Origin of the sequence: Propioniciclava soli (genome assembly GCF_014858005.1) — a bacterium.
GTDB lineage: Bacteria > Actinomycetota > Actinomycetes > Propionibacteriales > Propionibacteriaceae > Propioniciclava > Propioniciclava soli.
Map to the genome: position 1 here is coordinate 378377 of NZ_JACYOT010000001.1, position 18822 is coordinate 397198.

An 18822-nucleotide genomic window follows, 5' to 3' on the forward strand; every position below is an offset into this window, starting at 1 on the left:
CCCCGGCCGTCAGTTGCCGCGGGCTTCGCGCGTCGCCTTGTCGTTGGCCTTCTGCAGGGCCTCGACGAGCTCGGCCTTGGTCATGCGTGAGCGGCCCTTCACGTCGAGCCGCTTCGCGAGGTCGAGGAGGTGCTCCTTCGTGGCATTGGCGTCGACGCCGCCGGCGGTCGGTTGGCTGCCGCGTCCACCCTGCTCGGCCCGCTCGTCGGAGGGGCCGGGCTCGTCCTTGGGCTCCCAGTGGTCGCCGACCTTCTCGTGGGTGTGCTTCAGCGAGGCGAACGCGGTGCGCTGGGCGCGCTCCTCGTCGCCGTCGTAGGACTCGATCGCGGAGTCGTAGGTGTGGGCGTAGGTGCGCTGTGCCTTCTCCCCGGAGCGTTCAAGGGTCGAGGGCAGCTCGGACTTCTTGGCACTGCCGTCGCGGTTGGTCTTGGGCATCGGGCCTCCTCACGGGTCGCGTCCCACGCTAGCGTGGGGTGTCATGACTGATGCCCCGATCTCCGCCGGCAATGCTTCCTTCGTGATCGATCTCGCGCCGGACGATCCGCTGCTCGACGGCACGGCCCGCTTCGCGTTCACCAAGACCTGGGAGGGCGCCCTGACGGGCACCGGACGCGGCGTGATGCTGTCGGCCGGCGATCCCGGCCTGGGTGAGGCCGGTTACGTCGCCCTCGAGGCCGTCACCGGTGAGGTCGAGGGCCGGCTGGGCACGTTCGTGCTGCAGCAGCTGGGCACCATGACCGACGGCGCGTCGACCCTGACCTACACGGTGGTTCCCGGCTCGGGCACCGGCGAGCTCGCGGGCCTGTCGGGATCGATCGAGATCCTGGTGGCCGAGGACGTCCACCAGGTGCAGTTCGACTACGCCTTCCCCGTCGGGGGCAGCGCCGGCATTCCGGCGGTGTGACCGCGGCGCGCGTCGCCGCCGGACGCCGTCACAGTGTCGGCGTGCTGGTCGACGGCACTGTGGTCGCGGCCGGGATGGACCTTGCGGGCGTTGCGCGGGCGCCGGAGTGCGCCGTCGGTGAATGGCGCGACGTGGTGGCCGTCGCGGCGGGCAACGTCCACGCGGCCGCCAACACGGGTCGGTCGCACACGGTGGGCCTGCGCCGGGACGGGACGGTGCTCGCCACCGGCTGGAACGGCGACGGTCAGTGTGACGTCGCCGGCTGGACCGGCGTGGTCGCCGTGGCGGCCGGGTGGCGACGCACGCTTGCGGTGCTGGGGGACGGCGCGGTGCTGGCGGCGGGGCGGACTCGGGAGGGCGCGTGCGACGTGGGCACGTGGCGGGAGATCACGAGCGTCGCCGCGGGGGACTGGCATTCCGTCGGGGTGCGCGCAGACAGCACGGTCGTGGCCACGGGGGTCAACCGCCGGGGCCAGTGCGAGGTCGGTGGGTGGCGCGGTGTCCGTCGGGTCGCGGCCGGGTGGCTGCACACGGTCGCCGTCACCGCAGCAGGACGGGTGCTGGCCGCCGGCGACCCGGGAGCGGGGTTGGCCGAGACCGCCGGCTGGCGAAACATGGTCGACGTTGCAGCGGGCAGCCACCACATTGTGGGGGTGGACGCCCGGGGCCGGGTCTGGGCCGCCGGTGACGACCGCCGCGGCCAGTGCGAGGTCGGTGGGTGGCGCGACGTGGTCGCGGTCGCTGCGGGGGCCGAGCACAGCCTGGGGTTGCGCGCCGACGGAACCGTCCTCGCCGCGGGCAGCAACGACCACGGTCAGTGCGACACAGAAGCATGGGAGCTGGGCGCCCACGACGGGGCGCTGGAGCGAGAGGGGGATAAGCGCGTGATCAGGCCGTGAGGGCCAGGGTGTCCTCGCGTGGGTCGCGCCACTCCGGCGGGTCCGGCTCGGTCTGCCACGCGGGCGGCTCGGCGTGCCACCAGGCGTGTTCGGGGGGCGGCGGGCGTCGGACCCGGGTGGAGCCGTCCGCGGTGACGACGTACTGGTACCCCGCCGGTGACTCCCAGCAGAAGACGCCCTCAACGGGCTGCGCGAGGCGCCAGCCGCCGTGGGTGCGGGCCCGGTGCGTGAACGACGACAGCGGCCCGAGATTGTCGGGCCGGGTCTGCCCGTGGCCGGCGGGGAGGCCGGCGACGAAGGGGACGGTGTGGTCCTGCTGGCAGGATCCGGCGCGCCGCGTCCCCCACGGAAACACGTCCACCGGATTGCGTACTTCGACCCACCGGCGCATCCGCTCGGGCACCTCGTAGGCGTCCGAGGCGCCGATGGTGTTCGGGTCGAGCACCGGGCGCACCGTCACGGCGCTGCCGGACAGCAGCCCGCCCAGTTGCTCGGCGAGCACCACCCCCCACCCCTCGACCGTCGCCACACCGGACGCCGGGTCGGCCAGCGCGGCGGCGTCCAGGTGCACCACCAGATCGCGCGGCCGCGGTTGGGTGCCCCCGAGCAGGCGGGCGAACGCCGCGTGCCCGCACCCGCAGGCCTCCGAGACAGCGGGGTTCCCGACTGGGGGCACGGCGTGGGCCTCACCCGCGGCATCCACGCTGAACAGGGTGTTCTCGGCCACCTCGCCCGCGACCTTCAGCGCCGCGGTGTCGTCGACCGGCGGCAGCGGTTCCTGACCCAGCGCGTGGCGAGCCAGCATGCCGAGTGAGGCGGCACGGCGGGTGCCGGGATCGATCGCCGCGGGGAGTTGGCCGGCCAGCTGGGTGAGGGCGTCGTCCAGCGCGATGCCGTCGCCGGCGTCGAGGCGGCCGTGGATGCCGGTCGCCCCGTCGACGATGGGGTCGACGGTCACGCCGCGCCAGCGGGCGGTCTGCTCGGCGCGCTCGCGCGCGAGGGCCGGATCGGCGGCCAGGATCCAGCCCGGCAGCTGGGACAGGACGCGCCCGAGCGGCTGCAGCGCCGCGGCGATCGCGCACTGCCGGTCGACGAACGCGCACGCGTCGCCACTCAGGCCGGCGTCGACGCAGGCGTCCACGACCATGAGGGCGTCGCGCGGATCAACCAAATCCTGCATCGTCAGCTCCCACAGCCGCGGGTGACGGTGGCGCAGGTTGAGGGCCTGCCCGAGCCGCCGCTTCGCCGATGCCGGGCTGATGCCGAGCAGGGCACCGACCTCGGCCGCCAGGAACTCGCCGACCAGCGGCGTCCCGTCACCGCCGAGGGAAACCAGCCGCTCGGCGCCGTCGACGATCACGGTCGCGTCCACGGCGTGGAGATCGCAGGCCCGAGCGAGGCACACCAGCTCGGCCACGCGGGCCGAGCGCTGGGCCTGGTGCGCGTGGTCGAGCGCGGCCAGGTTGTCCGAGGCCTCTCTGCTCATCACATTCGATCTCATGTACGAATAATAGCGGAGGATGGACGCGCGAGGAAGGGCGGAGAGAAAAATGTGGACACGCGTTCGCAGCCCGGCCAGGATCAGCGCCGGCGCAGCCCGGCGCGGGTGTTGAACCGCCGCGCGGCCCGGGAGCCGAGCACGGTGAGCGCGGCCACGACGGGTGAGTTCAGGCGCCGCGCGGCGACATGGCCCTCCACGGTCTCCGACGAGCTGCCCCGGGGCAGCAGCAGGGACGTGACGCCCATCGCCCGTATGGTCAGGCCGGGCACGAGGCCGCGCACGCGGACGCCGATCTTGGCCAGCGGGGTCAGGATCACCATGGGCCGGCCCGCGAGCACAGCCGTCACGATCCGGCGGGCCGCGCGCTCGGCGCCCATCGAGAGGCCGGGCAACGAGGCGGCGGGTGCGAACCACGCGTACTCCGCGGCCGCGTCCCCCGAGAAGAACGCGCGCTCGTGGGAGCCGGTGCGCATCAGACCGGGCACGATCGTCGTCGCGGTCACGCCGGTGCCGGTCAGCTCGGCGGCCAGCCCGTCGCTGAAGCCGACCGCGCCGAACTTGGCGGTCGCGTACGGCAGCAGGTGCGGCGGGGAGACCATGCCGCCCACGGACGTCACGGTGCCGATCCGGCCGCTGCGCCGGCTCCGCATCGAGGGCAACACGGCGGTGGCCACGTGGATCGGCCCCCACAGCATGGTGTCGATCGCGTCGGCGAAGTGGTCGAGCGTCATCGCCTCGGCCGGCCCCACCTGGATGATGCCGGCGACGGTGATGGCCACCTCGACCGGCCCGGCCTCGGCCTCGATGCCCGCCACCATGGCGGCGACGGCGTCCGCGTCCCGCACATCGCAGACGCGCGTGGCCACCGATCCGTGGGAGGCCAGCAGCTGTTGGGCGGACGCCAGCTCCTCGGCGTCCCGGGCGGCGATGAACACCTGGTGGTCACGGTCGAGCAGTTCGCGGGCGATGAGCAGCCCGAGGCCGCGCGAGGCCCCGACCACGAGGGCGATGGGTTGCGAGGTCACAGCGCCACGGTACGGCCCGCACCGCCGCACCGTTCCACCCCGAGGGGTGGAAGCTCACCCCGCGGGGTGTGGGCCGGGCGGCGGCCACGCCGTAGGTTCGGTTCATGCGTGCACTCACATGGCAGGGGATCGAGGACGTCAGCGTCGAGACCGTCCCGGACCCGACGATCGAGCAGCCCACCGACGCGATCGTCCGCGTCACGTCCACCGCCATCTGCGGCTCCGACCTCCACCTCTACAAGGTGCTGGCCCCCTACCTGAAGCCCGGCGACATCCTGGGTCACGAGTTCATGGGTGTCGTCGAGGAGGTCGGCTCGGACGCCGCCGGCTCGCTCGCGGTGGGCGACCGGGTGGTCGTGCCGTTCAACATCTCGTGCGGTACATGCTGGATGTGCACGCACGGCTACTTCGCCCAGTGCGAGACCACCCAGAACCGCGACCAGAACCGCGGCGCGAGCCTGTTCGGCTACACCAGCATGTACGGCGCGGTGCCGGGCGGCCAGGCCGAGTACGTGCGCGTCCCGTTCGCCGACTTCGGGCCCGTCAAGCTGCCCGCCGAGGGGCCCGACGAGCGCTACCTCTACCTTTCCGACATCCTGCCCACCGCCTGGCAGGGCGTCGAGTTCGCCGACGTCCCCGCCGGCGGCACCCTGCTCGTCATCGGTGCCGGCCCGGTGGGTCTGCTGGCAGTGTCCTCGGCGATCCACCGCGGAGTGGGCCGGGTCTTCTGCGCCGACCTCGTGCCCGAGCGCCTCGCCGCCGCCGAGGCCCGCGGCGCGGAGATCATCGACCTCACCACCGTCGACAACCTCGGCGACGCCATCCGCGGCCTCACCGGTGGCCGGGGCGTTGACGGGGCGCTCGACGCCGTGGGCATGGAGGCGCACGGCAACCCGGTCGCCGAGAAGATCATCGGTGCGGCGTCCCGCCTGCCCAAGCCGCTGGCGCGCAAGGCCGTCGACAGCGTCGGCATCGACCGGCTGGACGCCCTCCACTCGGCCTTCGACGCCGTGCGGCGCGGCGGCACCGTCTCGGTCAGCGGCGTGTACGGTGGCGCGGCCGACCCCATGCCGCTGGGCGACATGTTCGACAAGGGGCTCACCATCCGCATGGGGCAGTGCCATGTGAAGCGGTGGACCGACGACCTCCTCGCCCTCGTCGCGTCCGACGACGACGTACTGGGCGTCGAGTCGCTGGCCACCCACCGCGTCGGCCTGGAGGAGGCGCCCGCGATGTACCGCACCTTCCAGCGCAAGGAGGACGACTGCATCAAGGTGGTCCTCACCCCCTGACCCCCGCGCGCCGGATTGCCTTGAGGTGGCGCGGGGGAGGTGTTTGACTGAACCCGTGCCCACCGCCGAACGCTCCCGCCGCTTCTGGGACCGTCAGGCCGCGACCTACGACCGACGCATCGCCCCCGTGGAGCGCCGGTTCTTCGCCGACAGCCGCCGGTGGGTCTGTGAGCGCGCCCACGGTGACGTGCTCGAGGTCGCGATCGGCACGGGCCTGAACCTGCCCCACTATCCCCCAGGGGTCCGGCTGACGGGGGTGGACAGCAGCCCGGCCATGCTGGACGCCGCCGCCACCCGGGCGGCCCGGCTCGGCCTGACCCCGCGCCTGCTCACCGCCGACGCCCACGCGCTGCCGTTCGGGCCCGCGAGCTTCGACACCGTGGTGTGCACCTGGGCGCTGTGCGGCATGGCCGACGAGCGCCGCGCGCTGGGCGAGATGGTGCGGGTGCTGCGTCCCGGTGGAAGTCTGCTGCTGGCCGACCACGTCGTCGCCACCCATCCCGGCCTCCGTGCGCTGCAGCGCCTGGCCGACCTCGTCACCGGCCCACTGCAGGGCGAGTACTGGACGCGGCGTCCCCTGCCCCTCGTCGCCGACCTCGGCCTCACCCTCGTCGAGACGGACCGGCTCCACGCGGGCACCGTCGAACGGCTCCGAGCCCTCAAACCCTGTTGGAAGGACGCTGATGTCTGATTCCCCCCTCGTGCTCGCCGTGGATTCCTCCACCACCGGCACGAAGGCCCTCGTCGTGGAGGCCGACGGAACCGTCGTCGCCCGTGGCCGCGCCGAGTTTGGCATGGCCAACCCGCGCAAGGACCACTACGAGCAGGACGCCGCCGACTGGGTCACCGCCGCCGACACCGCCATCGGCGAGGCCGTCGCAGCGCTGGACGACGCAGACCGCCACCGCGTCGCCGCCCTGTGCGTGACCCCGCAGCGGCAGACGTTCGTGCTCTGCGACGCCGACGGGACGCCCCGGCGTCCGGCGATCCTGTGGCTGGACGGCCGCGCCGCCGACCAGGTCGCCCGCCTGGGCACCGACCGCGTCCACCAGCTCTCCGGCATGGTGCCCGACGTCACGCCCTCGCTGTACAAGTTGGCCTGGCTGGCCGAGCACGAGTCGGACGCCCTCGCCGCGGCCGAGCGGGTGGCCGGCGTCCACGCCTACCTCACCCACGCGTTCACCGGAGAGTGGCTCGACTCCCGGGCCACCGCCGACAGCCTCGGGCTCTTCGACATGGCGGCGCTCGACTGGGCGCCCGAGCTGCTGGACGCCGCCGGCGTCCGCCCCGACCAACTGCCCGGCCTGGTCGACGCCGCCGCGGTGATGGCCCCGGTGACGCCCGACGTCGCGCGCCGCTGGGGCCTGCCCGGCCCGATCCCGATGGTGGCCGGCTGCGGCGACGGGCAGGCCGCCGGGCTGGGGGCCGCGGCGACGCGTCCCGACGAGGGCTACCTGAACATGGGCACCGCGGTGGTGGCCGGCGTCCATGCCGAGGCCTACCGGCACGGCGCGGTCTATCGCACCGACGCTGCCGGACTGCCCGGCCAGTACGTCCTGGAGGTCGTGCAGAACTCGGGGGCCTACCTGGCCGGCTGGTTCCGCACCGAGCTCGGCGACCCCGCCCTGCACGGCGCCCCCGACCCCGCCCTCGAGGCGGCCGCGTCCGCCCTACCGGCCGGCGCCGACGGCCTGCTCACGCTGCCGTACTGGAACGCCGTGCAGTCGCCGCACTGGGATCCGCGGGCCCGGGGCGCGATGGTCGGCTTCGCCGGGAACCACGGCCGCGCCGCGATGTACCGCTCGGTGCTGGAGGGCATCTGCCTGGAGACGGGGCGCAACCTGCGCGCCCTCGCCGAGGCCACCGGCACCCCCCTCAGCTCGATCCGCATCATGGGCGGCGGCCAGCGCTCCGAGCTGTGGCGCACGATCATGGCGAACTGCGTCGACGTGCCGCTCGTGGCGTGCACCGAGGCGGAGGTCTCGGCCCTGGGCGCGGCCGCGATGGCGATGGCGGCGGCGACAGACGCCGACGTCGCGTCCTGCGCCCGCGCCATGGGGCGCCTCGGCGAGGTCACCGAGCCCGACCCGGCGCTCGTGGCGCGCTACGCCGAGATCGGCGCCGTGCAGGGCGAGCTCTACGGACGCCTCCGCGACGTCTTCGCCCGCCTCGACGCCCTCTGAGTCGTCAGCCCAGCACTGAGTCAGCCCAGCATGGCCAGGACGGCCTTCTCCAGGCCGGCCTGCCGCGCCTGCGGCGTCCGGTAGCGTCGCCGGGCCGCCTCGCCGATGGTGGTGCCGGACTCGTAGGCGTCGATGATCCGCGGGTCAATGTAGGAGGAGCGGGCCACGGTGGGCGTGTTGCCGAGGTAGCCGGCGACCTCCAGCGTCGCCTGCCGGACGGCCCGCGTCCGGGACGCCTTCGTCGCGCCCGGATCCTCCGACAGCGCCAGCACCTCGGCGGCGATGACGCCGGCGTGCCAGGTGCGGAAGTCCTTCGCGGTCAGCGTGCCGCCGAAGAGCTCGGCCAGGTAGGCGTTGACCTCCGCGCTGCCCAGGTCGTGCCAGGACCGGTTCACCCGGTAGGCGAGCAACCGGTGGCTGTCGTCGCGGCGGGTGCGCATGGCGTCCAGCGCCTCGACGGCCGGGGCGTCCTCCACCGTGATCGCGTGGCTGATGCCCGACTTGCCGATGAACGAGAACACCAGCGCCTGCTCGCGACGCCGGACGTGCTGGCGCTCCAGCGTCGTCAGCCCGAACGAGCCGTTGGCATCGGTGTAGGCGTCGTTGCCGATGCGGAAGTACCCCACGTCGAGCAGCCGGACGGCCGTGGCTGCGGCCCGCTCCAGCGGCATGCCGTCGAGGGCCAGATCCTTGCTGATGCGCTTGCGGGCCTGGGGCAGCAGGGCCGCCGCCGAGGTCACGCGCGTGAACTTCGACCGGTCGCGGCGCACCCGCCAGTCGGGGTGGTAGAGGTACTGCCGGCGCCCGGCCGCGTCCGTGCCGACGGCCTGCAGGTGCCCGGTGGGGTGCGGGCAGATCCACACGTCGGTCCAGGCGGGCGGGATCACGAGGGCCTTGATGCGCGCCACGTCCTCGGCGGGGAGCGCGGCGCCGTCGGTGTCGGTGTAGCTGAAGCCCGAGCCGCGCTTGCGCCGGGTCCAGCCCGGCTGGCGGGGGCTGACGCGGCGCAGGCGTGGCATGCGAGGATGCTAGCCCTCCGCGTACGCCGCCGCGACGCCCGGATGGGTGATCTCCCCGGCGCGGGTGTTCAGCCCCAGCGCCAGGGCCGGATCGGCGGCCAACGCCTCGGCCCACCCCAGCTCGGCGATGCGCAGCGCGTAGGGCAGCGTGGCGTTGGTGAGCGCCCAGGTGGAGGTGTTCGGCACCGCGCCGGGCATGTTGGCCACGCAGTAGAACACCGACTCGTGCACGGTGAACGTGGGGTCGGCGTGCGTCGTGGGGTGGGAGTCCTCGAAGCAGCCGCCCTGGTCGATCGCGACGTCGACGAGCACGGAGCCGGGCTTCATCTGGGCGACCATCGCGTTGGTCACCAGCTTCGGGGCCCGCGCCCCTGGGATCAGCACGGTGCCGATCACGAGATCGGCCGCGAGCACCTGGTCGTGCACGCTCATGGCGGTCGACACGATCTGCTTCACCCGGTTGTCGTAACGCCAGAACGTCTGCCGCAGCTTGTCCAGGTCGGTGTCGAGGATCGTCACGTCGGCGCCCATGCCGAGCGCGACGTTGGCGGCGTTCTGCCCGGCGACGCCACCCCCGAGCACCACCACCTTCGCGTTCGGGACGCCCCCGACGCACCCCATCAGGACGCCGCGTCCGCCCTGGGCCTTCATCATCGCGTGGGCGCCGACCTGGGGCGCGAGGCAGCCCGCCACCTCGCTCATCGGGTACAGCAGCGGCAGCAACCCCGAGGGCAGCCGCACGGTCTCGTAGGCGATGCCGATGGTGCCGGCCTCCAGCAGCCGCTGCGTCAGCGGCCGGTCGGCGGCCAGGTGGAGGTAGGTGAACAGCACGAGGTCGTCGCGCAGAAACGCATACTCCGTCGCCACCGGCTCCTTCACCTTGAGCACCAGCTCGCCGGCCTCCCACGTGGCGGCGGCGTCCGGCAGCAGTGTCGCGCCGGCGTCGACGTAGGCCTGATCGGTGAGGGCCGAGCCCACCCCGGCGCCGGCCTGCACGAACACCTCGTGCCCGTGGCGGACGAGCTCGTGCACGCCGACGGGCGTGATCGCGACGCGGAACTCTTGGGGCTTGACCTCGGTGGGGACGGCGATCTTCATGGCTCCTCCTCGACGCCGGTGTGGTGCCACGCTCTCATGCGGTGGGGCGTTTGTCAGGAGGCTCGGACGCGAATGCGCGACACTCGGCCCGCGGGCACCCCCGACCCCCGGCTCCGCGCCTAGGCTCGTCGCGACACCCACCGATCGACAGGGGACCCACACGTGCGCCAGGTGCCTTCCTCCACCTGCTCCGCCGCCACCGAACGAACCACGTGGTTCCGGCGCGCCCGACGAGCACTCCTCGCCACCACCGTCAGCGTGATGCTCGCCGCGGGCGCCCCCGCGCTCGCGTCCGCCGAGGACGATCTCATGACCCGCCACGCCGACCTCCAGGCGCGGATCGTCGCGACCCAGGGCTCGATCGACGCCCACTCCGCCGGCGTGGCGGACGCCGAGGCCGCGCTGGAGGCGTCCCGGGTTCAGCTCACCGAGGCGCGGGCCGGGCTGGAGCGCACACGCGCCGAGCTGGCGGCCGCCCGGGCGGCGGACGCCGAACTCGCCCAGAGCCTGGCGCGCGAGCAGCAGCGGCTCCGCGAGGCCCAGCGGGCCACCGCCGCGGCCCGTGCGGACGTCGCCGCCCAGAAGGAGCTGATCGCCCAGGCGGCCCGCGAGGCCTACCAGAACCGCTCCGACCTCACCGGCATCCCGGTCGTGCTCGGCTCGGCCTCGCCGGCCGACCTGCAGCAGCGCGTCCAGTGGAACACCACGATCTTCGACGCCACCGCCGCCCGCCTCGCCGAGCTCGAGACGCTCGAGCAGCGGCTGGCCGACGCCGAGGCGGCGCAGGCCGCACTTGAGGCGGAGGTCGCCGCGCAGAAGCGGGCCGCGGCCGAGGCCGTCGACCGCATCGCCGCGCTCGAGGCGGACGCCACCCGGCAGGCGGCCGACGTGGAGACCCTCGTGGCTGCCAACGAGGCCTACCGCGCCGAGGCCCAGCGGCTGCTCGACACCGACAACGAGAACTACGCCGAGCTGCAGGCCGAGGGGGCCGCCGTCGAGGCGGCCATCGCCGCCCGGGTGGCCGATCAGCTCGCCCACGGCGCCCCGCGGGAGGACATCGCGAAGCTCGTCGCGATGGGGGTGGTGTCCACCGATCCGTCGACCTACCCGCTGGCCGCCGACGGCGCCCAGATGATCCTGAGCCCGCAGGGATTCATCCGGCCGGTGAAGGCCCAGCCCGGCTCCGCGTTCGGGCGGCGGTTCCACCCGATCCTGAAGTACTGGCGGATGCACAACGGCACGGACTTCGGCGCCGCCTGCGGCACCCCGCTGTACGCCGCCCAGTCGGGCACCGTCGTCCAGGCCCGCGTCCAGGGTGGCTTCGGCAACTACACCGTCATCGACCACGGGGTCATCGGCGGCACGTCGATCATGACCGGTTACGCGCACCAGTCGTCGATGGCCGTGCGGGCCGGGCAGCGCGTCGAGATGGGCCAGCTCATCGGGTACGTCGGCACCACCGGGTTGTCGACCGGCTGCCACCTGCACCTGCAGGTCTACGCCAACGGGTCGCCCGTCGACCCGCTGACCTACATTCCCTGAGCCGCGCTCAGGGCTGGCGGACCCAGCGGCGCGGCCGCGTCGTGAACCCGTGCGCCATGCCCCAGATCACCGCCTGCGAGCGCCGCTGGACGCCCATCTTGCGGTAGGCGGAGCGGATGTAGGACTTCACCGAGTTAATGCTGAGGAAGGCCCGCTCGGCGATCTCGGCGTTCGTCAGGCCCTGGGTGATGAGCCCGATCACCTCGGCCTCGCGCATCGTGAGGCCGGCCTCGTGGCCGGGGTGGGGCAGGTTGGCGTCCTCGATGACCTCGTGGTTGTCGGGGAACACACACTCCCCAGCGTGGACCCGCAGCAGGGCATCGATCAGTTCGTGGCGCGCCGCGCCCTTCGAGACGTACCCGTGGACGCCCTGGGCCTGGGCCTTGGCGACCAGCTCGGGCTGCAGGTTCCAGGTGAAGATCACCACCTTGTCGACCAGCGGGTTGCCCAGCACATCGTCGACGTCGTCCGCGCCGGCCTGGCGGGCCGAGAAGGTGTCGTACAGCGCGATGTCGACGGGTTGGGCGGTGGGCAGGTCGGCGTCGAGTTCGATGACGTGGACGCGCTCGGTGTCCTCCAACATGGCGGCAACACCGCGCACCACGATCTCGTAGTCGTTGATCACGGCCACTCGGACGGGCACGCGGGGCTGCAACATACTGCAAGCGTACGGCTTCCCCGGGCCGCACCGCGCATTGGCCGTCCTGGGCGTGGCTTGGTGGTTCGCCCACGCGGGGCGTAGCGTCCGCGCATGGATTCCCTGCCGTTGGCGCGCGTGGTCGCCACCCTGGCCGAGGTGAGCGCGACGGGTTCGCGGACGGCCAAGACCACCGCGCTCGCAGGGTTGCTGGCCGCTGCGCTCCCGGGCGACCTGGTGCCGCTGATCGGGCTGCTGCGCGCCCAGCCGCGTCAGGGCCGGTTGGGGGTGGGGTGGCGCACGGTGGCCGCGCGCCGGTCGGGGGTGGAGCCGGACCCCGGCGCCCCCGCGGCACCCCTGACCGTGGCCGATGTCGATGACGCCTTCGGAGCACTGGCCGCCGTGCCGGCCGGCACCGGCTCCTCGGTCGCCCGCCACGGCGTCCTCGACGCGCTCTGGGCGCGCGCGACGCAGGCCGAGCAGGACTTCCTCACCCGGGTGCTCGTCGGTGAGCTGCGCACCGGGGCGCTCGACGGCCTGCTGGTGGACGCCGTGGCGCGGGCGTCCGGGCGACCCGTCGCCGAGGTGCGGCGGGCGGCGATGCTGACCGGGGACCTGGGCGCGACGGCCCAGCTCGCCCGCACCGACCCGGCTGGGCTGGCCGCGGTGCGCTTGGGCGTGGGCGTCCCGGTGCTGCCCATGCTCGCCTCCAGCGCGGCGTCCGTCGCCGAGGCGCTGGCGGTCACCGGGCCGGCGTCGGTGGAACACAAGCTGGACGGCGCCCGCATCCAGGTGCACCGCGACGGCGACGACGTCCTCGTGGTCACTCGCAGCCTCGCCGACGTCACCGACCGGCTGCCGGAGGTGGTGGCGGCCGTCCGTGCCCTGCCCGTGCAGCGCGTGATCCTCGACGGGGAGACCCTGCTGCTCGGTGAGGACGGGGCGCCGCGTCCGTTCCAGGACACGATGGCGCGCTTCGGCTCCGGCGGGTCGGACGCCGTGCTGCGGCCCTGGTTCTTCGACGTGCTGCACGCCGACGGTCGCGACCTGATCGACGAGCCGCTGGCCGAGCGGCGCCGGGTGCTGGCCGAGGTGGCCGGCGACCTCGTGGTGCCCGGGATCGTCACCGACGACCCCCAGGAGGCCGAGCAGTTCGCCGCGGCCGCGCTCGCCGCGGGGCACGAGGGCGTCATGGTCAAGGGGATCACGTCGGCCTACGCGGCCGGGCGGCGCGGCAAGGCGTGGGTGAAGGTCAAGCCGGTGCGCACCGTCGACCTCGTCGTGCTCGGGTGCGAGTGGGGCTCGGGACGCCGCCGCGGCTGGCTGTCGAACCTGCACCTCGGGGCGCGGGACGCCGCGGGCCGCTTCGGCCCGCCGGGTGAATTCGTGATGGTCGGCAAGACGTTCAAGGGGCTCACCGACGCGCTGTTGGCCTGGCAGACCGAGCGGCTGCTCGCGCTGGAGGAGCGGCGCGACGGCGCGGCGGTGTTCGTGCGGCCCGAGCTGGTGGTGGAGATCGCGTTCGACGGCGTCCAGCGCTCGCAGCGCTACCCCGGGGGCGTGGCGCTGCGGTTCGCCCGGGTGAAGGGCTACCGCGAGGACAAGGCGGCGGACCAGGCGGATACCATCGACGACCTGCGCACCCTGTTGGCCCCCGCCCCCGCGCCCGACTGAAAGGCACCATGACTTCGCTGTTCCGCTCGCCCCGCACGCTGTACGGCCTGCTCGCGCTCGCCGAGATGGTCACCTGGACGCTGCTGCTGGCGGGCATGGCCGGCAAGTACCTGCTCCGGCTGGGGGAGTTGGGCGACCTCGGGGTGCGCATCGGCGGGAGCCTGCACGGGTTCGTCTTCCTCTCCTACTGCCTCGTGACCGTGCTCGTCGCCGTCGACCAGCGCTGGCCCCTGCGCGACCTCGTCGTGGGTCTGCTCTCGGCCGTGGTGCCCTATGCCACGCTTCCGTTCGAGCGGTCGGCGGATCGGCGGGGCCTGCTCGCCGCCACCTGGCGGTTGCGCAGCGAGCAGCCGGCCGGTGCGGCCGAGGGAACGGTGGCCGCGGCCCTGCGGCGGCCCCTCCTCGCCGCGGCCCTGGCGCTCGTCGTCGTCAGCGTGGTGTTCGCCCTCCTGCTGGCGGCCGGGCCGCCGACGCAGTGGTTCCGCTGACAGGGCCGGTTCAGGTGAGCGGACGGGGCGGGCCGAGGAATTCCAGGCCGGGCACGTTGCGGAGCACCCAGTAGGCCACGACGACCACGGGCAGCACGGCCAGCAGCCGCGGGCCGGGCGTCCACCGCCGGGGCACCCCCAGCCAGGCGCGGCGCACGGCCGTCACCCACACGAACGCGAACACGGGCAGCGACGCGACGAGCAACGGGTTGAACGCCCATGCCGCGGCGACGTCGCCGCCGGTCAGGGCGTGCAGGGCCCGCAGGGTGCCACAGCCCGGGCAGTAGAAACCCGTCGTGAGCAGGTAGGGGCAGGTGAGCCAGCTGCCCGGCACGTTCGGGTCGTGGACGGCCGTGGCCACGCACAACGCCGCCACGCCGCCGGCAGCGAGCAGGGGGTCGCGCAAGCGCGTCCACCGGCCCGTCTCACCGGCGGCGCGGCGCCGCCTTGGTGTCACTGCGGGATGAGGGCGGTGAACGCGCCGGTCGTCCAGTTGATGATGATGCCCGCGGCCCACAGCACCAGGGAGACGATCGCGATGATGCGCGTCGTCTTCACCTTGCTCGTGTCGAAGCCACCGGGGGACTTCTCGATGCCGTTGGCGGTGATCAGCACCCAGATGTTGATCGGGGCGCAGCAGATCAGGCCGACGATGCTCCAGATCAGCAGCTTCTGGGCCTGGGGGTGTTCCCCGCCCATCGAGGGGTAGGGGGAGCCTCCGGGCGGGGGAGGCGGCGGCTGGTACGTCATGGTGTGTCTCCTCGGTGAACCGGTCGGGTTGGTGTCGGTGTTGACATCCGGCGCGCGCATCTTTGCACGTCTGGCACCCTGTGTGCCCTGGGTCCCGGACACAATCACGACCACGCCGCCCTGGACGCCGACGTCCGGGTCTCCCAGACCGCGCGGCGGGTGACCGTCGTCGCCCTCTGCCTGGTGGCGGTCGTCACCCTCGTCGGGCTGGTGTGGCTGTGGCCGACCGAGCGTGCCACGCTGCCCGGCGGGTCGACGCTGGCGGCCGAGGGTATCGAGGTGGTGCCCGGGCGCGTCACCGCGCTGGCTCCGTGCGCCGACAGCGCGCCGGACGCCGGCGTCCAGCATGCCTGCGAGGTCGCCACGGTCGAGGTGCTCGAGGGCGCGGACGCCGGCGCCTCCGTCCCCGTCGAGCTGATCGGCGTGTCGGCGCGCAGCGGCATCACGGTGGGGGATCGGCTGCAGGTCGCGGCGGTGCCCGGGGCCGCGGGGGAGCCCACCTACTCCCTCATCACCGTCGACCGGATGGGCGTCATCGTGGTCTTCGGCGCCCTCTTCGTCGTCGCCGTGCTGGCGGTGGCCGGGTGGAAGGGCCTGCGCGGGCTCGTCGGCCTCGTCATCTCCGGGTGGGTGCTGTTCGCGTTCGTCATCCCGGCGCTGGCGGCGGGGGAGGCGGCCGTGCCCGTGGCGCTGGTCGGCTCCACGGCGATCATGTTCGTCGTGCTCTACGTGGCGCACGGCGTCTCGATGCGGACGTCGTCGGCGTTCGTCGGCACGCTGCTCAGCCTCGTCGCGACGACGGCGCTCGGGGCGGCCGGGGTGTGGGCGGCCCGCCTCTCCGGCATCTCCACCGACGAGACGATCACGCTGGCGAACCTGTTGGGCGACCTCGACTTCCCCGACATCCTCACCTGCTCGCTGGTGATCGCCGGCCTGGGCGTCCTCAACGACGTGACGATCACGCAGGCGTCCGCCGTGTGGGAGATTCGCGCCGCCGGCCCGCACCTGACGCGGCGCGAGCTGTTCGCGTCCGGCATGCGCATCGGGCGTGACCACATCGCCTCGACCATCTACACGATCGTCTTCGCCTACGCCGGTGCCGCCCTGTCGCTGCTGCTCGTGCTGAGCCTGTACGACCAGCCGCTGCACCTGTTGTTGTCGACCGAGCAGTTCGCCGAGGAGATCATCCGCACGCTCGGCAGCGGCATCGGCCTGGTGCTCAGCGTGCCGCTGACCACGGCCGTCGCCGCTCTCACCGTGCGGGGTGCGCAGGACGCGGTGCAGCCGGCCCGCGCTCGGTAGCGTGGGGAGCGTGACGAGCATCACGACGCTGCTGTTGGACGCCGACGGCGTCACCCAGTACAACCGGACCTTCCTGGAGCGGATGAACGTCCTCCTCGACGGCAGGGCGACCATGCCGGAGGTCTCCCGCGTGGAGGCCCTCTCGCTGACCGGGCAACGCGACTTCGAGGCCGACCTGCGGGAGTTTCTCGACGAACGCGGCATCGAGGCCACCACCCAGGACCTGTTCGAGCCATGGTTGGACATCACGCCCGACCCCGAGGTGCTCGCCATGATCGCCGAGGTGCGCGGCCGGGGGGTTGACGTGTACCTGGGCACCAATCAACAGCCGGTCCGCGGCCGGTCCATGACCGACCGGCCCGAGCTCTATCCCGACATCGTCCGGCAGTTCCACAGCTGGCAGATCGGGTTCGCCAAGCCCGACCCGCGGTTCTTCACCCACATCATCGACGAACTGCAGCTCGACCCGGGCTCGACGCTGTTCATCGACGACCTCCGGCCCAACGTGGCCGCCGCCCGCTCGGTTGGCCTGGTCGCGGAGTTCCACGACCGGGAGGCCGGCGCGGCCGGCGTCCGGGCGATCCTGGTGCGCCACGGGTTGCTGGACGCCTGAGAGGTCTCGTCAGTTTCCTTCCGGCGGCAGGGCCGCGTTGACCGCGGCGAGCCCGTTGAGCGTGCGCGGGTAACCGATCCAGGGGAGCAGCGTGGTCAGCGCGTCGAGGAGCACGCCGCGGTCGTTCCCGACGTTCGCGTTGCCCTGCGCGTGGCTGCGCGCCTGCGGATCGGCGCCGCCGAGCGCCACCAGGTAGCAGAACGTGAGCAGCTCGCGGGTGGGGGTGTCGAGGCCGGAGCGGGTCTGGTAGTCGCCGAAGCAGTTGTCCGCCAGGCGGTCGCGCAGGTGACGTTCGTCGGGCGCGGCGGCGTCGTAGCCGGCCTGGATGGCGTCGCCGAAGATCTGCACCTGGAGATCCCAGCCGGCCTGCCAGCGGTCCTCCGGCGCGACGGTGGCCTGCGGCGGCAGGGGCAGCTCGACGCCGCGCGCGGTGAGGACGTCGTTGGTGGCGTGGAGGAAGGCATACACCCGGCCCTGGCCCACATAGGCGGCGGCCTGGTAGACGATCTCCTTCGCCTCGACCGGGGTGACGCCGCCGTTCAGCGCCGCACCGAGCATGACGCGGTACTCCGCCTCCGCGCCGACGGCGATGAGCGCGGCCAGGATGAGTTTCAGGCGCAGCTCCTCGGGCAGGGAGCCGTGCCCGGCGATCCGGTCGAACGCGAAGTCGACGAACATCTCGACGAACTCCGGGTCGGTCCGGGCCAGGCCGGATCCCCCCTCGGGAAACAGCCGGTCGTGTCGCTCGCGGGCGGCGTCGGTGAGTGCCCTGTTGGTGAGTGCCCTGTTGGTGGGTGCCATGGTCGTGCTCCTTGGTCGGGTGGTTGGTCGGGGGTGATTCAGCGGTAGGACTGCGGGACGCGGGGGGTGTAGTGCTCCTCGAGCGCGTCGACCTCGTCGTCGGTGAGGTCGATCAGCAGGGCGTCGGCGGCGTCGGTGAGGTGGCGTGGCTTGGACGCCCCCACCAGGGGCGCGCTCACGACGGGGTTGCGCAGCGCCCAGGCGAGGGCGACCTGGGCCATCGGGACGCCGCGGGCGGCGGCGATGCGCTCGACGGCGTCCACGATGGGGGCGTCCACGTCGTTGTCGTAGCGCTGGCCGGCGGGGTCGTTCCGCGAGCGGGCCGACTGCTGGCCCCACGGCCGGGCGACCCGGCCCTTCGCGAGTGGGCTGAACGGGATCGCCCCGACGCCCTGGTCGGCCAGCAGACCGAACATCTCGCGCTCCTCCTCGCGCTGGATGAGGTTGTACTCGTCCTGCATCGAGATGAACTTCGTCCAGCCGTGCAGCTCGGCGGTGTACTGCATCTTGCTGAACTGCCAGGCGTGCATGGCGGACGCCCCCAGGTAGCGCACCTTGCCGGCGCGGACGACGTCGTGCAGGGCCTCCATCGTCTCCTCGACCGGCGTCGCGCGGTCGAAGCGGTGAATCTGGTAGAGGTCGATGTGGTCGGTGCCGAGGCGGCGCAGCGAGGCGTCCACCTGCTCGAACACCGCCTTGCGTGACAGGCCCTTGCCGCCCGGGCCGTCGTGCATCGGGAAGTACAGCTTGGTGGCAAGCACGACCTCCTCCCGGCGGCTGAAGGTGCGGATCGCGCGTCCGACGATCTCCTCGGAGCTGCCGTGGGTGTACACGTTCGCCGTGTCCCACAAGGTGATGCCGAGCTCGACGGCCTGGGCGAAGAACGGCTGGCTCTCCTCCTCGCTGAGCGACCACGCGGAGAACCCGCGCGAGGGATCGCCGTAGCTCATGCACCCCAGCGCGACGCGGCTCACCCGCAACCCGGACCGGCCCAACCGTGTGTACTCCATGCCCCCATTCCACCGCCCCGGCCGCGCCGGGGGAAGGGACCAGCGAAAGGGGTATCGGCAGAACCCCCCAGGAGCCGCCCGAGG

At 73.2% G+C, this 18822-nt stretch carries 20 protein-coding genes; 10 read left to right on the top strand and 10 right to left on the bottom strand.

The genetic code is table 11. The annotated features are described in order from the left end of the window. Positions 1 to 9: 9 nt before the first annotated feature. Positions 10 to 435, bottom strand: a complete 426-nt coding sequence (locus IFY26_RS01735) for a ChaB family protein (protein ID WP_232547281.1) — start codon at positions 433 to 435, stop codon at positions 10 to 12. Between the two features lie 43 nt (positions 436 to 478). Between IFY26_RS01735 and IFY26_RS01740 the strand changes: the two genes are divergently transcribed. Together IFY26_RS01740 and IFY26_RS01745 are read left to right on the top strand one after the other, a co-directional pair. Continuing rightward, positions 479 to 904, top strand: coding sequence for a DUF3224 domain-containing protein (locus IFY26_RS01740; protein WP_232547282.1), 426 nt, complete (start codon positions 479 to 481; stop codon positions 902 to 904). After that, entirely contained in the window at positions 901 to 1803 is a 903-nt protein-coding gene (locus IFY26_RS01745; protein ID WP_232547283.1) for an RCC1 domain-containing protein, read from the top strand. The genes IFY26_RS01740 and IFY26_RS01745 overlap by 4 nt, the downstream gene beginning before the upstream one ends. Here the strand turns inward: IFY26_RS01745 and IFY26_RS01750 are convergent. After that, positions 1793 to 3304, bottom strand: coding sequence for a DUF222 domain-containing protein (locus tag IFY26_RS01750; RefSeq protein WP_232547284.1), 1512 nt, complete (start codon positions 3302 to 3304; stop codon positions 1793 to 1795). The genes IFY26_RS01745 and IFY26_RS01750 overlap by 11 nt on opposite strands. A gap of 80 nt (positions 3305 to 3384) precedes the next feature. Then, positions 3385 to 4329 carry an SDR family NAD(P)-dependent oxidoreductase gene (locus tag IFY26_RS01755; RefSeq protein WP_232547285.1) on the bottom strand — a complete coding sequence of 315 codons (945 nt, stop codon included), beginning with the start codon at positions 4327 to 4329 and terminating at the stop codon, positions 3385 to 3387. A 104-nt stretch (positions 4330 to 4433) separates the two neighbouring features. On the opposite strand from IFY26_RS01755, the gene IFY26_RS01760 reads away from it, so the two are divergent. The 3 genes from IFY26_RS01760 to IFY26_RS01770 are packed head-to-tail and all read left to right on the top strand — an operon-like array spanning position 4434 to position 7804. Further along, complete coding sequence (locus IFY26_RS01760; protein ID WP_232547286.1) at positions 4434 to 5621, top strand: zinc-dependent alcohol dehydrogenase; 1188 nt, start codon at positions 4434 to 4436, stop codon at positions 5619 to 5621. A gap of 55 nt (positions 5622 to 5676) precedes the next feature. Continuing rightward, on the top strand, positions 5677 to 6312 hold the full coding sequence (locus IFY26_RS01765; protein ID WP_232547287.1) for a class I SAM-dependent methyltransferase: 636 nt from the start codon (positions 5677 to 5679) through the stop codon (positions 6310 to 6312). After that, positions 6305 to 7804, top strand: a complete 1500-nt coding sequence (locus IFY26_RS01770; RefSeq protein WP_232547288.1) for a xylulokinase — start codon at positions 6305 to 6307, stop codon at positions 7802 to 7804. Before IFY26_RS01765 ends, IFY26_RS01770 begins: the two co-directional genes overlap by 8 nt. A 20-nt stretch (positions 7805 to 7824) precedes the next feature. Here the strand turns inward: IFY26_RS01770 and IFY26_RS01775 are convergent, their stop codons facing one another. Together IFY26_RS01775 and ald are read right to left on the bottom strand one after the other, a co-directional pair. After that, the gene (locus IFY26_RS01775) at positions 7825 to 8823 is read right to left on the bottom strand and encodes a DNA topoisomerase IB (RefSeq protein ID WP_232547289.1); all 999 of its coding nucleotides are present in this window, start codon (positions 8821 to 8823) and stop codon (positions 7825 to 7827) included. 9 nt (positions 8824 to 8832) lie between these two features. Beyond that, positions 8833 to 9921 (bottom strand): alanine dehydrogenase, encoded by a 1089-nt coding sequence (gene ald, locus IFY26_RS01780; protein ID WP_232547290.1) that lies wholly within the window; start codon positions 9919 to 9921, stop codon positions 8833 to 8835. A 171-nt stretch (positions 9922 to 10092) separates the two neighbouring features. Here ald and IFY26_RS18060 point away from each other — a divergent pair, with 171 nt between their 5' ends. Next, positions 10093 to 11463, top strand: a complete 1371-nt coding sequence (locus tag IFY26_RS18060; RefSeq protein WP_232547291.1) for a M23 family metallopeptidase — start codon at positions 10093 to 10095, stop codon at positions 11461 to 11463. A gap of 7 nt (positions 11464 to 11470) precedes the next feature. Here IFY26_RS18060 and IFY26_RS01790 read toward each other — a convergent pair whose 3' ends face one another. Further along, entirely contained in the window at positions 11471 to 12121 is a 651-nt protein-coding gene (locus IFY26_RS01790; protein WP_232547292.1) for a helix-turn-helix transcriptional regulator, read from the bottom strand. A gap of 93 nt (positions 12122 to 12214) precedes the next feature. On the opposite strand from IFY26_RS01790, the gene IFY26_RS01795 reads away from it, so the two are divergent. Together IFY26_RS01795 and IFY26_RS01800 are read left to right on the top strand one after the other, a co-directional pair. Continuing rightward, positions 12215 to 13774 carry an ATP-dependent DNA ligase gene (locus IFY26_RS01795; RefSeq protein ID WP_232547293.1) on the top strand — a complete coding sequence of 520 codons (1560 nt, stop codon included), beginning with the start codon at positions 12215 to 12217 and terminating at the stop codon, positions 13772 to 13774. 8 nt (positions 13775 to 13782) lie between these two features. Continuing rightward, positions 13783 to 14262: a DUF3817 domain-containing protein gene (locus IFY26_RS01800; protein WP_232547294.1), complete on the top strand. Its 480-nt coding sequence runs from the start codon at positions 13783 to 13785 to the stop codon at positions 14260 to 14262. A 10-nt stretch (positions 14263 to 14272) separates the two neighbouring features. Here the strand turns inward: IFY26_RS01800 and IFY26_RS01805 are convergent, their stop codons facing one another. Both IFY26_RS01805 and IFY26_RS01810 read right to left on the bottom strand, forming a co-directional pair. Next, positions 14273 to 14668: a DUF2752 domain-containing protein gene (locus IFY26_RS01805; RefSeq protein ID WP_232547295.1), complete on the bottom strand. Its 396-nt coding sequence runs from the start codon at positions 14666 to 14668 to the stop codon at positions 14273 to 14275. A 47-nt stretch (positions 14669 to 14715) separates the two neighbouring features. Next, complete coding sequence (locus IFY26_RS01810; RefSeq protein ID WP_232547296.1) at positions 14716 to 15012, bottom strand: hypothetical protein; 297 nt, start codon at positions 15010 to 15012, stop codon at positions 14716 to 14718. A 159-nt stretch (positions 15013 to 15171) separates the two neighbouring features. Here IFY26_RS01810 and IFY26_RS01815 point away from each other — a divergent pair, with 159 nt between their 5' ends. Beyond that, the gene (locus IFY26_RS01815) at positions 15172 to 16314 is read left to right on the top strand and encodes a YibE/F family protein (RefSeq protein WP_232547297.1); all 1143 of its coding nucleotides are present in this window, start codon (positions 15172 to 15174) and stop codon (positions 16312 to 16314) included. 10 nt (positions 16315 to 16324) lie between these two features. Then, entirely contained in the window at positions 16325 to 16927 is a 603-nt protein-coding gene (locus IFY26_RS01820) for an HAD family hydrolase (protein WP_232547298.1), read from the top strand. 9 nt (positions 16928 to 16936) lie between these two features. Here IFY26_RS01820 and IFY26_RS01825 read toward each other — a convergent pair whose 3' ends face one another. Beyond that, positions 16937 to 17728, bottom strand: a complete 792-nt coding sequence (locus tag IFY26_RS01825; protein WP_232547299.1) for a carboxymuconolactone decarboxylase family protein — start codon at positions 17726 to 17728, stop codon at positions 16937 to 16939. A gap of 38 nt (positions 17729 to 17766) precedes the next feature. Next, on the bottom strand, positions 17767 to 18738 hold the full coding sequence (locus IFY26_RS01830) for an aldo/keto reductase (RefSeq protein WP_232547300.1): 972 nt from the start codon (positions 18736 to 18738) through the stop codon (positions 17767 to 17769). Positions 18739 to 18822: the final 84 nt, after the last annotated feature.

Bases quoted from the DNA above. Each gene is read 5' to 3' on its own strand.
- IFY26_RS01740 (WP_232547282.1), top strand. From the start codon at position 479: ATGACTGATGCCCCGATCTCCGCCGGCAATGCTTCCTTCGTGATCGAT.
- IFY26_RS01825 (WP_232547299.1), bottom strand. From the start codon at position 17,728: ATGGCACCCACCAACAGGGCACTCACCAACAGGGCACTCACCGACGCC.
- IFY26_RS01830 (WP_232547300.1), bottom strand. From the start codon at position 18,738: ATGGAGTACACACGGTTGGGCCGGTCCGGGTTGCGGGTGAGCCGCGTC.
- IFY26_RS01750 (WP_232547284.1), bottom strand. From the start codon at position 3,304: ATGAGATCGAATGTGATGAGCAGAGAGGCCTCGGACAACCTGGCCGCG.
- IFY26_RS01760 (WP_232547286.1), top strand. From the start codon at position 4,434: ATGCGTGCACTCACATGGCAGGGGATCGAGGACGTCAGCGTCGAGACC.
- IFY26_RS01810 (WP_232547296.1), bottom strand. From the start codon at position 15,012: ATGACGTACCAGCCGCCGCCTCCCCCGCCCGGAGGCTCCCCCTACCCC.
- IFY26_RS01795 (WP_232547293.1), top strand. From the start codon at position 12,215: ATGGATTCCCTGCCGTTGGCGCGCGTGGTCGCCACCCTGGCCGAGGTG.
- IFY26_RS01770 (WP_232547288.1), top strand. From the start codon at position 6,305: ATGTCTGATTCCCCCCTCGTGCTCGCCGTGGATTCCTCCACCACCGGC.
- ald (WP_232547290.1), bottom strand. From the start codon at position 9,921: ATGAAGATCGCCGTCCCCACCGAGGTCAAGCCCCAAGAGTTCCGCGTC.
- IFY26_RS01800 (WP_232547294.1), top strand. From the start codon at position 13,783: ATGACTTCGCTGTTCCGCTCGCCCCGCACGCTGTACGGCCTGCTCGCG.
- IFY26_RS01790 (WP_232547292.1), bottom strand. From the start codon at position 12,121: ATGTTGCAGCCCCGCGTGCCCGTCCGAGTGGCCGTGATCAACGACTAC.
- IFY26_RS01735 (WP_232547281.1), bottom strand. From the start codon at position 435: ATGCCCAAGACCAACCGCGACGGCAGTGCCAAGAAGTCCGAGCTGCCC.
- IFY26_RS01775 (WP_232547289.1), bottom strand. From the start codon at position 8,823: ATGCCACGCCTGCGCCGCGTCAGCCCCCGCCAGCCGGGCTGGACCCGG.